The 11668-nt window shown below is 72.9% G+C and carries 9 protein-coding genes and 1 pseudogene; 1 reads left to right on the forward strand and 9 read right to left on the reverse strand.

Going from position 1 to position 11668, the window contains the following annotated elements; genetic code table 11:
• Window positions 1–280: 280 nt before the first annotated feature.
• The 7 genes and pseudogenes from AOK18_RS19800 to AOK18_RS19830 all read right to left on the reverse strand — a co-directional run bounded on the left by AOK18_RS19800 (window position 281) and on the right by AOK18_RS19830 (window position 7726).
• Window positions 281–1498 carry a cytochrome P450 gene (locus tag AOK18_RS19800; RefSeq protein WP_055695233.1) on the reverse strand — a complete coding sequence of 406 codons (1218 nt, stop codon included), beginning with the start codon at window positions 1496–1498 and terminating at the stop codon, window positions 281–283.
• A gap of 73 nt (window positions 1499–1571) precedes the next feature.
• Window positions 1572–2252: a response regulator gene (locus AOK18_RS19805; protein ID WP_055572899.1), complete on the reverse strand. Its 681-nt coding sequence runs from the start codon at window positions 2250–2252 to the stop codon at window positions 1572–1574.
• Entirely contained in the window at window positions 2249–3592 is a 1344-nt protein-coding gene (locus AOK18_RS19810) for a sensor histidine kinase (RefSeq protein WP_055695240.1), read from the reverse strand. The genes AOK18_RS19805 and AOK18_RS19810 overlap by 4 nt, the downstream gene beginning before the upstream one ends.
• Window positions 3593–3772: 180 nt before the next feature.
• Window positions 3773–4357 (reverse strand): annotated as a pseudogene (locus AOK18_RS19815) (response regulator); the annotation flags it as partial.
• 241 nt (window positions 4358–4598) lie between these two features.
• Complete coding sequence (locus tag AOK18_RS19820; RefSeq protein WP_055695234.1) at window positions 4599–5477, reverse strand: alpha/beta hydrolase; 879 nt, start codon at window positions 5475–5477, stop codon at window positions 4599–4601.
• A 181-nt stretch (window positions 5478–5658) separates the two neighbouring features.
• The gene (kynU, locus tag AOK18_RS19825; protein WP_055695235.1) at window positions 5659–6903 is read right to left on the reverse strand and encodes a kynureninase; all 1245 of its coding nucleotides are present in this window, start codon (window positions 6901–6903) and stop codon (window positions 5659–5661) included.
• Window positions 6896–7726 (reverse strand): tryptophan 2,3-dioxygenase family protein, encoded by an 831-nt coding sequence (locus AOK18_RS19830; RefSeq protein ID WP_055695236.1) that lies wholly within the window; start codon window positions 7724–7726, stop codon window positions 6896–6898. The genes kynU and AOK18_RS19830 overlap by 8 nt, the downstream gene beginning before the upstream one ends.
• Before the next feature lie 371 nt (window positions 7727–8097).
• On the opposite strand from AOK18_RS19830, the gene AOK18_RS19835 reads away from it, so the two are divergent.
• Window positions 8098–9246, forward strand: coding sequence for a PP2C family protein-serine/threonine phosphatase (locus tag AOK18_RS19835; protein WP_055695237.1), 1149 nt, complete (start codon window positions 8098–8100; stop codon window positions 9244–9246).
• Between the two features lie 46 nt (window positions 9247–9292).
• On the opposite strand, the gene AOK18_RS19840 is transcribed toward AOK18_RS19835, so the two are convergent.
• Both AOK18_RS19840 and AOK18_RS19845 read right to left on the reverse strand, forming a co-directional pair.
• Window positions 9293–10717, reverse strand: coding sequence for a sugar porter family MFS transporter (locus AOK18_RS19840; protein ID WP_055695238.1), 1425 nt, complete (start codon window positions 10715–10717; stop codon window positions 9293–9295).
• Window positions 10714–11668, reverse strand: a 955-nt coding sequence (locus AOK18_RS19845; protein WP_055695239.1) for a glucose-6-phosphate dehydrogenase, incomplete at its 5' end; no start/stop codon positions are given. The genes AOK18_RS19840 and AOK18_RS19845, both read right to left, overlap by 4 nt.

The following is an 11668-nucleotide window of genomic DNA, read 5'->3' on the forward strand; positions in this document are numbered from 1 at the left end:
CCTCGCGGGCGCGGACTAGACCGGGGACGGTTCGCTGCTCCCGGAGCTGGTGGGGGCGGGGGACACACCGCCCCCGAACCGTGAGCACTGTGCCCTCTACTGTCCTGATCCCGCTCATGTGAGCGCCTGAGGGACACATGCCCGCCGACTGCTCACGGCTTCCGGCACGACACCCGCCTCCGCGGCCCCGGATGCCGGCCCCGGGACCGCGAAGGCCCCCGGTGCGGAACGGGCCCGGGACCCCGTCCGCCCGGGGGCGGAGCGGACCGGGGCGGCGGGCTCAGACCTCGACCGCCAGCCCCTCCAGACCCCGGATCACGAAGTTCGGCTTCCGTTCCGGCTCCTTCGCCAGGCGCAGCGCCGGGGCCCGCTCCAGCAACGCCCTCATGGACGCCGCGAGTTCGATACGGGCCAGGGGGGCGCCGATGCAGTAGTGGATGCCGGCGCTGAAGGAGATGTGCGGGTTGTCCGCGCGGGTGAGGTCCAGGCGGGCGGGGTCGGCGAAGACGGCCGGGTCGTGGTTGGCGGAGCCGAAGAGCATGGCGATCTCCGCGCCCCGGGGGATCACCGTGCCGTCGATCTCGATGTCGTCCAGGACCCAGCGCTCGAAGAGCTGGAGCGGGGTGTCGTAGCGCATCAGCTCCTCCACCGCCGTGGGGACCAGGGAGTGGTCCGCGCGGAGGGCGGCCAGCTGACCGGGGTTGCGGAACAGCGCCGCCCAGCCGTTGACCGTGGAGTTCACCGTCGCCTCGTGGCCCGCGTTCAGCAGGAGCACGCAGGTCGAGATCATCTCCTGCTCGGTGAGGCGGTCGTCCTCGTCGTGGGCCGCGATCAAGCCCGAGATCAGGTCGTCGCCGGGCTTCGCGCGACGCTCGGCGATCAGCTCACGGAGATACTCCGAGAACTCGACCGAGGCCCGGACGGCCTTCGTCGCCGACTCCCCCGACGGCTTCAGCTCGTACATCCCGCAGATGTCCGCCGACCAGGGGCGCAGCGGGGCCCGGTCGGACTCCGGGATGCCCAGCATCTCGGCGATCACCGCGACCGGCAGCGGTTCGGCGACGTCCGTCAGCAGGTCGCCGCCGCCGGCGTCGACCAGCGCGGACACCAGGTCGCCCGCCAGCCCTTCGACGTACGGCTTCAGCCGCTCCACCGTGCGCGGGGTGAACGCCTTCGACACCAGGCGCCGGATGCGGGTGTGGTCCGGCGGCTCCAGGTCGAGCATGCCGTGGTCGTTGAGGGTGTGGAACGGCTCCTGCTCGGGCGGCGGGGCCGTCCGGCCGAACTCCTCGTGGGTGAAGCGGTGCTGGTAGGTCCGTCCCAGGCGCCTGTCGCGCAGCAGTGCGGAGACGTCCGCGTGGTGCGGGACCAGCCACTGGTGCGTCGGCTCGAACCAGTGCACCCGGCCCCGTTCCCGCAACTCGGCGTAGGCGGGGTACGGGTCGGCGAGGAACGCCGGGTCCCACGGGTCGAACGCGAGGTCGGGAGGAGGTGCCATGGACGGACGGTAGCCCCCCGCGCCCGCTCTGGCCAGAGACGCCCGTCACCCCGCTCGGGGGCGACGGGCCTGGTCACCCGGGGGTCACCAGCCGGGCCTCGTAGGCGAAGACGGCCGCCTGGGTGCGGTCGCGGAGGCCCAGTTTCACCAGGACGCGGCTCACATGGGTCTTGATCGTCGACTCGGCGACCAGCAGACGCCCGGCGATCTCCGCGTTCGACAGGCCCTGCGCGATGAGCACCAGCACCTCCGTCTCCCGCTCGGTCAGGTCGCCGTACGCCGCGTGCGCGGACGGCATCAGCCGCGGGGCCTCGGACAGCTTGGAGAACTCGGTGATCAGGCGCTTGGTCACCGTGGGGGCGAGCAGCGCCTCGCCGGACGCGACGATCCGTACCCCGTCGGCGAGCTGGCGGGCGGAGGCGTCCTTGAGGAGGAAGCCGGAGGCGCCCGCGCGCAGCGCCTGGTAGACGTACTCGTCGAGGTCGAAGGTGGTCAGCACCAGCACCTTCGCGGCACCGTCGGCGGCGACGATCTCGCGGGTCGCCTCGATGCCGTTCAGCTCGGGCATGCGGATGTCCATCAGGACGACGTCGGGGGCGAGTTCGCGGACCCGCTCCACCGCCTGCCGGCCGTTGACGGCCTCGCCGACGACCTCGATGCCCGGCATCGCGTTCAGCAGGACCGAGAAGCCCTCGCGCACCATCATCTGGTCGTCCGCGATCAGGACGCGGATGGTGCGGTCGTCGTCGCTCATGCGTCACCTTCGTTCACCGGGGCGACCGGCAGGAACACCACAACCTCGTAGCCGCCGTCGTCGGTCGGGCCGGTCGTCATCTCGCCGTTCAGCATGGTGACCCGCTCGCGCATGCCGGTGACGCCGTGCCCGGCGCCGGGCGAGGGCTTCACCAGGTTCGGTGCGGGGACCGGGCCGTTGACCACGCGCAGGCCGAGGCCGCCGAGGACGTACCCGATCTCGACCCGGGCGCTCGCGCCCGGCGCGTGCCGCAGGCTGTTGCTCAGCGCCTCCTGCACGATCCTGTACGCCGACAGCTCCACCCCCTGCGGCAGCTCGCGCACCGCCCCGGTCACCACCTTCTCCACGTCCAGACCGGTGTCCCGCACGTTGGCGAGCAGGGCGTCCAGGTCGGCGAGGGTGGGCTGCGGGGCGTCGGGGACCTCGTAGTCCTCGGCGCGGACCACGCCGAGGACCCGGCGCAGCTCGGTGAGGGCGGCCACCGCGTTCTCCCGGATGGTGGCGAAGGCGCGCTCCAGCTCGGGCGGCGGGTTCTCCACCCGGTAGGGCGCGGCCTCGGCCTGGATGGCGACCACCGACATGTGGTGCGCGACCACGTCGTGCAGTTCGCGGGCGATGGTGGTGCGCTCCTCCAGGAGCGTGCGCCGGGAGCGTTCGTGCGCGGTGACCGTCTGCTGGGCGGTCACCTCCTTCTCGGCCGAACGCCGGATGTGCCACACGGCCACGCACAGCAGGATCAGCGCGGAGTAGACCAGCAGAGGAGCGGTGTTGAGTCTGTACGCGTACGCACCGGGCGGGTCGAGCAGGGTTTCGGCCAGGCCCCCGCACAGAGCGGTGATCACCCACATCCAGGCGGCGGTGCGGGGTCGGGTGCGCAGCGCGACGACGGTCAGCACCGTGAGGTGGCAGACGATGGAGGCGGGCGACCACGGCCAGTGGCCCCAGATGTTGCTGTACAGGGCGGAGATGACGGCGGCCCCTATGGACAGCCAGAACGCGCCGACCGGCCGGACGAGGGTCATCAGGATCGGGATCCCGGCGAGCAGACCGAGGATCACGCTGAAGGAACCGTCGGAGACGCCGAACGCCAGGGGCACAAGCGCGACGATCAGGGCGTGCGGCGCCCAGCCCGCGTGCTCCCGCAGGCGGGCGGGCAGCAGCTGTGCCAGCCGGCCGTTCATCTCGCGGCGCGGGAGCGGCCGAGAGGCGAACGCGTTGTGGATCAGGTCGTGGCGCAGCCCGCGCAGGGCGTTCCGGGCCAGCCGGTACTCCGGGCTGCGGGTCTTGGCCCAGTCCCCGGGCGACAGGGCCGCGGGATGGGCGTGGGTCGTCTCAGTCACGGTCACACGTTAGGCCGGTCGGGTGACCGAGGGCGTCCCCGCCGAGAGGGGTTCCCGGGCCTCCGTCTCAGGTACTACAAGGGGACGAAAAGTCGTACGGGGAGGGGGCCGGCGGCCCCCGGCGCCCCGGCTCACACGGCGCCCCGGCTCACACGGCACCCGGGCGGGCCGCCCCTCGCGTCAGTACCCCGTCGGCCGGACCAGACCCGACTCGTACGCGAAGACCGCCGCCTGGGTGCGGTCCCGCAGGCCCGGTTTCACCAGGATGCGGCCCACATGGGTCTTCACGGTCTGTTCGGCGACCACCAGCCGCACCGCGATCTCCGCGTTGGACAGGCCCTGCGCGATCAGCGACAGCACCTCCGTCTCGCGTTCGGTGAGGGCGCCCACGCGGTCCCTGAGCGGGGGACGGGGTCTGGCGTCCATCCGGGAGAACCCGGCTATCAGGCGGCGGGTGATGCCGGGCGCGAGCAACGCGTCTCCGGACGCCACCACCCGTACCGCCTCGGCGAGTTGGTCGGAGGAGGCGTCCTTCAGCAGAAAGCCGGAGGCACCGGCCCGCAGTGCCTCGTACACGTACTCGTCGAGGCCGAAGGTGGTCAGCACCAGCACCCGGATGTGCGGGGTGGCCGTGGTGATGCGGCGGGTGGCCTCGATGCCGCCGAGTTCGGGCATGCGGATGTCCATCAGCACGACGTCCGGGGCGAGGTCGGCGACCTGCGCGACCGCGTCCAGCCCGTCGACCGCCTGGCCGACCACCTCGATGCAGCGTCACCGCCGATGCGACCAGCACGGCGAGTGCGGCGCGGCGCCACCGGTGCCCCATGAGTGTTCCCCCCGTCCGTCCGCCCGCTCATCGGGCCGTTCAGGGGAGGAAGTTACGGATCGGCGCAGGTGGTCCGCGTCCCACCGGGGAGCTCACCTCCGGGGTGGCTCTCAGGTATGACGGGTACGACCAGCGACGCCGGGGAGAGGGGCCCGCCGGGAACATCCCGACGGGCAGGTTTCACCAGGCGAGTTGGGCGATCTCCTCCGCCACCACCGCGCAGGCGTCCGCCGCCGGGTCGATCAGCGGGAAGTGGCCGACGTCCTCCAGCAACGTCAGCCCCACCACCTCACCGGCCTTGGCCGCCGCTTCCGCGTACGACTCGGCGACCGCCTGCGGGACATCGGCGTCGGTACGGCCCTGGACGACGGTGGTGGCGATGCCGGTGGGCAGCAGCAGCACGGGGTCGGCGTACGGCTGTCGCTCGACGAAACCCTCGTCCCCGCCCAGCAGTTGGCGTACCGCGCCGCCGCAGACGTCCAGCTTGTCGGCGACCGCGAAGTCGGCGATCGGGGCGAGGGCGACCACGCCCCGCAGGGGTGCGGGACGGTCGGTGCGCCAGGGGGCGTCGGCGGGCAGGAGGTGGCGGGCGGCGGCCCACAGCACCAGGTGGCCGCCGGCGGAGTGGCCGGTGGCCACCATGCGGCGCGGGTCGGCGCCGGGCAGGTGCCGGCGGGCCAGCTCGGGCAGTGCGTCGAGCGCGGCGGCGACGTCGTCGAAGGTCTCCGGCCAGCGTCCCGCGACCGGGGCCCCACCGCCCGCCCCGGCCGCCCCGTGCCGGTACTCGACACTGGCCACGGCGAAGCCCCGGCGGGCCAGGAAGCCGGCGAACGGGCTGATGTGCCGCCGGTCGTAGGGCGCCCGCCAGGCACCGCCGTGCAGGACGACGACCACGGGCGCGGGGCCGCCGGGGCCGCCGGTGGCACGCGGGACGTAGAAGTCGATCAGCTGGTCCGGGTCGTCGCCGTAGGCCGCGGTCGTGTCGGGGTCGACCGGCGGACGGGAGAAGAGCGACTCCTCCTCGGCGGCGGCCCGGGCGGCTGCGACGTCGTCCGTCATGCTCCAACCTCTCAGCGACGAAACGTAGGTGACGGACCGGAGAAGTGTTCGGCCGTTGGCCGGGACGGTATCAGGACGATCATGTGCAAGGACATGGGGACATCACACGCGGTGAACCTCCGGGGAGGCGGCCGGCGGATCCTGCCCCTTTCACGGGCCCGCCGACCGCCGCCGTGACGCCCTACGCCCCGGTCTCCGTCAGCACCTCCGCCAGCACCCGTGCCGCACGCTCCGTATCCGCGAAGCCGACGTACAGCGGGGTGAAGCCGAAGCGGAGCACGTCCGGGTGGCGGAAGTCGCCGACCACCCCGCGTCCGATCAGCCGCTGCATGACGTCGCCCGCGTCCGGACAGCGCAGGGCGATCTGGCTGCCCCGCTTCCCGTGCGCCCTCGGGGTCAGGCACTCGACCCGGCCCCCGGGGACGTACGCCTCGACGCACTCCAGGAAGAAGTCCGTCAGCGCGAGGGACTTGGCCCGTACCTCCTCGATCGTGACGCCGCCGTCCCAGACGTCCAGCGCCGCCTCCAGGGCGAGCATGGACAGGATGTCCGGGGTGCCGACCCGCCCGCGCAGCGCGCCCGGCGCCGGTGCGTACTCCGGGCGCATGCCGAAGGGCTCCGCATGGGAGTTCCAGCCGGGCAGCGGGGAGTCGAAGCGGTCCTGCAGTTCCGCGCGCACATAGAGGTACGCCGGTGCACCGGGGCCGCCGTTCAGGTACTTGTAGGTGCAGCCGACCGCCAGGTCCACGCCGTGCTCGTCCAGTCCGACCGGCAGCGCGCCCGCGCTGTGGCACAGGTCCCAGACGACGTACGCCCCCGCCGCGTGCACGGCGGCCGTGAGCGCGGGCAGGTCGTGCAGCCGGCCGGTGCGGTAGTCGACGTGGTTGAGCAGCACGGCGGCCGTACGCTCGCCGAGCGCGTCCGGGATCCCGGACGGTGGCACCGGGCGCAGGGTGCAGCCGGTCATCCGGGCCGCCGACTCGGCGATGTAGCCGTCCGTGGGGAACGTGGTCGCGTCGACCACGATCTCGTCACGGGCGGGTCCGGCGGCGGTGTCCGCCGACCGGGCCAGGCGCACCGCTCCCACCACCGCCTTGAAGACGTTGACGCTGGTGGAGTCGCCGACGACGATCTGCCCGGCCGCCGCGCCCACCAGCGGGGCGATCCGGTCGCCGATCCGCTCGGGCGCCGTCCACCAGCCCTCTTCCGTCCAGGACCGGATGCGCAGCTCGCCCCACTGCCTGCGGACGACGTCCTCGACCCGGCCGGGCACGGCGGCGGGCAGCGCGCCCAGCGAGTTGCCGTCGAGGTAGACCGCCTCGCCGCCGCTCCCGGCGCCGCCCTCGTCCAGCACGAACTCGGCGCGCAGGGCGGCCAGCACGTCGGCCGCGTCCAGTTCCTTCGCCCTGATCCTCTGTTCAGACATAGGACCGCGCCGTCCACAGCTCGGGGAACACGTTGTTGCGCGCCCGCTTCTCCAGCCAGGCCACCCCGGCGGAACCACCCGTGCCGGCCTTGGCGCCCATCGCGCGGCGGGTGGCGACCAGGTGGTCGTTGCGCCAGCGCCACACCAGCTCGGCGACGTCGGTGAGGGCCTCGCCCAGCCGGGCGACCTCGTCCCGTTCGTCACCCGAGTAGACGGCCGTCCAGACCTCCTCCACCCGCGGCGACGGCTCGTAGCGCCGGGACACGTCGCGGCGCAGCACCTCCTCGGGGACGGGGTGCCCGCGGCGCGCGAGGAGGCGCAGCACCTCGTCGTACAGGCTCGGCTCGTGCAGCGCCTTCTCCAGCTCGGCGTGCACCCGCGGCGCGCCCCGGTGCGGGACGAGCATGGACGCGGACTTGTCGCCCAGCAGGAACTCCATGCGCCGGTACATCGCCGACTGGAAGCCGGAGCCCTCGCCGAGCGCGCCGCGGTAGGCGTTGAACTGCGCCGGGGTGAGCTGCCCGAGCGGCTTCCAGGAGGCGTTCAGCGCCTCCAGTTCCCGCACGGACCGCTTCAGCGCGTCGACCGCGGTGGGGATGTCGTCGCCGCGCAGCGCGTTCGCCGCCGTCTCCCACTCGTGCACGATGACGGTGAACCACAGCTCCATCACCTGGGTGGTGACCAGGAAGACCATCTCTCCGGGGTCGTCGGAGAGGGTGTGCTGGAGGTGGGTGAGGACGTCGGCCTTGACGTAGTCCTCGTAGGGGGTCGTGCCCTCGAAGTCGAGATGCGGGGTCTCCGGCTCAAAAGCCTCGTGGGACATCGCTGTCTCCTGCGTTGTGCTCCGGGTAGCGGTCCGCCCCTGCCGTTACCGGCACGGGGGCCCCGGTCCCCGTACTGCATCCTCCGCAATGATCCCCCGGCCCCGCAAGGTCCGCCCGATCACGGACGGGCCACGGGGTGAGCCGTAAGGGTGAGCCCCGGAGACGAACCACGGGAGCGGGCCGCGGGGGTGAGCCGGGGAGGGACGCGCCCGGGGCACGCGAGGCGACGCGCCGGGCGGTGGCGCCCCGGCCGCCGGCCCGGTCCGCGGCCGCGCGGATCTTCCGGTCGCCGTCGCCGGGGGCGTGCCGGAGACTGGATCGCAGCCGCACCGGAACCGACGGGACGACCACTTCAGGAACACGGAATCGCATGCGAGACGGGCGCAGGGAAACGGGGGAGCGCGAGCGGTGGCTCCGGTGGCTGCCCGCCGCACTGCTCGTGAGCGCCTTCGTCCTCGACCTGTTCCTCCTGAACAACGTCAGCACGTTCCCCCTGCTCGCGGCGGCCCCCGTCCTGGCCGCGCCGCTCCTCTCCCTGCGCGGGACGATCGCCACCGGCGTGGCGGCGAACGCCGTCGGGTTCCTCCTGGTGGTCCTGGAGAGAGAGCCGGCCCGCTCCGACATCACCGCGTTCACCAGCCTGGCCGTGCTCACCGCCATCGCGGCGGGCCTCAACGTGCTGCTGGCGCGCGACCGGCAGCAGCTGAGGACGAGCCGCGAGGTGGCGGCGACGGTGCAGCGCGCGGTGCTGCCGGACCCGCCGCACCGGGTGGGACGGCTGACCGTGGCCTCCCGGTACGAGGTCGCCGGCAAGGAGGCCGCCATCGGCGGGGACCTGTTCGCGATCCACAGAACACCCCACGGCATCCGCCTGCTCATCGCCGACGTGCGCGGCAAGGGGCTGGAGGCGGTCCGCACGGTCAACGCCCTGCTCGGATCGTTCCGTGAGGCCTGCCTCCACCAGCCGGACCTGCCGGGTGTCGTCCGGCAGCTGGAAGACCGGATGCAGGCCGGCATCGAGGAGGCGAGCGGGGCGGACAGCGAGTCGTTCGCCACGGCCGTCATCGTGGAGATCCCCTCCGACTACTCCGTGCTCCGCATCGCCAACCGGGGCCACGAGGCGCCCCTGCTGGTCCACGGCGGCAGGGCGGTCCCGCTGGAACCGGCCGTGCCGTCCCTGCCCCTGGGCCTGGGCGCCCTCGGCGGCGACGAGGTCCCGGTCGACCGGTTCGACCTGCCCGCCGGGGCCACCCTGGTGCTCTTCACCGACGGCATCGACGAGGCCCGCGACGAGGACGGTGTCTTCTTCGACCCCGTCCCGGTGCTGTCCCGGCGCTTCCCGCCCGATCCCGAGGCGGTGCTCGACACCGTGCTCTCCGCCGTCTCCCGGCACACCGGGGGAACGCTGCAGGACGACGCCGCGCTCTTCGCCGTCACCCTGGACGCGGAAGCGGAAGCGGGCGCCCCGGACGCGGACACCGGTACCACCGCGGAGCACGGCCGGCGGCGCGGCGCGTAGCGGGCCGGTCCACCGTCGCGGCACCGTACCGCGCCGCGGCCGCGGGTCACGCCGCCGGCGCGTTCCACCGCCGGCGCAGGTCCGCGCCCACCTCGTCGGCGTGCCGGCCGCGCGTCTCGGGCACCCACTTGGCGACGAACGCCACCCCGAGCACGCAGATCACGGCGAAGATCCAGAAGGTCGGTCCCTCCCCGATGGCCGAGATGAGGGGCAGGAAGAGCAGGCTCACCACGAAGTTCGAGAGCCAGTTCACCGTGGACCCCGCGCCGGCCCCCTCGGCCCGCTGGGCAGGGGGGAAGAGTTCGCCGAGCAGGACCCAGAAGACCGGGCCCATGCCGATCCCGAACGCCACGATGTACAGCATCATGAAAACGAGCATCAGCACCGGGGCCAGATCCGTGGAGAACGCCACCCCGAGCAGCGCGATGGAGATCCCCATCCCCACCAGGGACAGGAGCAGCAGGGGACGGCGGCCGATCCGGTCGACGAGGTAGACGGAGACGATGGTGACCACGACGTTGACGGCGCCGATGAAGACCGAGTAGTAGATCGCGTTCGACGCGGACAGGCCGGCCTCGCCCATGATCGTCGGCGCGTAGTAGAGGATCGTGTTGATCCCGCCGAACTGCTGGAGCGCGGCGAGGATCACGCCGACCAGGAGCGCGGGGCGGACCGCCGGGGCCCACAGCGCCCGCACGCCTCCCGACCCGCTTGCGGACGGGCCCCCGTCCTGCCCGCCGGCGCGGCCGGTGTCGCCGAAGCGTGCGACGACCCGGTCCGCGCCGCCCGGTTCGGTGACCTTGTCGAGCGTCCTGCGGGCCCGGTCCGTCCTGCCGTGGGTGATCTGCCACGTGGGGGATTCGGGCAGCCACAGACACACCAGCACCAGCAGCACGGACGGGATGCCGCCGACCCAGAACATGCCGCGCCACTGCTCGGACCCGGCGAAGGCCCAGTTCACGAGGTAGGAGGCGAGCAGGCCGATGGTGATGAGCAGTTGGTTGAGGCTGAGGACGCGGCCGCGGATCTGGGCCGGTGCCATCTCACCGAGGTAGGTGGGCACCGTGGCCGAGACCCCGCCGACGGCCAGGCCCAGGATGACGCGGCCGAGCATCAGCATCCAGTAGCCGTTCGCGAGGGCGGCGACGACGATCCCGAGGAAGAACAGCACACCGAGGCCGGCGAGGAGGGGCCGTCGTCCGTGGCGGTCCGCGATCCTTCCGCTGACCAGCGCGCCGGCGACCGCGCCGAGCAGCAGGACACTCACCACGGAGCTCTGCTCGAAGGAGTTCAGCCCGAAGTCCTCACGGATGAACAGCAGCGCCCCGGAGATGATCCCGGTGTCGAAGCCGAAGAGGAAACTGCCGATGGTGATGGACATCGCCCACCTGCGGACGGTGCGCTCCCCCTGCGGGGTGAGGTCGACGAAGTCGCTCTCCCCGGTGGGCCGTGTGTTCAGCGCTTCGCTCATGTCGCCCGCTCCTCCCAGCCGGCGGGGCCGGCGCTCCCGGCCGGGTAGTCGTCGAGGGGCACCCGGCCCGCGCGCCAGGCGTCCAGTACCGGCTCGACGATGCGCCAGGACTCGACCGACATGTCGTCGCGCACCGACAGCGGCTTCTCGTCCTCGAGGACGCCCCGGAGCACCTCGCCGTACTCGAACAGCTCGCCGGGGCCGAAGCGCGTCTCGAGCGTCACCGGGGTCAGGGTCGACGGGTCGCCCGGCCCGTTGATGTTCAGGTCCAGCTGGAGACGGCCGGCGCCGAGACCGATCCGCAGCCGGTTGCGCAGGACGTCACCGACGAGCCCGGCGGGGACCCGCTGGGCGTCCTTGAACCAGAAGGTCACCTCCTGCCGGGGCGATCCGACGGCCTTGCCCGACCGGACGCGGAACGGCACCCCGGCCCACCGCCAGGTGTCGACCGCGAACACGACCTCCGCCAGGGTCTCCGTGCCGAGGGCGGGGTCGACGCCCGGCTCGTCGGCGTACGACGGGAAGGACCGGCCGTCGACCGAGCCGGCGGTGTAGCGGGCGCGCCGGCTGAACCGTTCGGGGCGGTCGTCCCAGACCCGGGTCGCGCGCAGCACCTGCGCCTTCGCGTCCCGCACGTCGAGCTGTTCCAGTGTGCTCGGCGGGGTCATCGCCACCAGCGCCAGCACCTGCAGCAGATGGCTCTGGATCATGTCGCGCAGGGCACCGGTGCCGTCGTAGAAACCGGCCCGGCCCTCGAGGCCGAGCGTCTCGTCGAAGACGATGTCGACCCTCTCGACGTGCTCCGAACCCAGCATCGGTTCGATCACCCGGTTGGCGAACCGGACGCCGAGGATGTTGAGCACGGTCGACATGCCGAGGAAGTGGTCGACGCGGTGGACGTGGCTCTCCGGCACGAACCCGTGCAGCAGGTCGTTCAGCGCGGCCGCGCTG

It is taken from the genome of Streptomyces prasinopilosus (assembly GCF_001419695.1).
GTDB lineage: Bacteria > Actinomycetota > Actinomycetes > Streptomycetales > Streptomycetaceae > Streptomyces > Streptomyces prasinopilosus.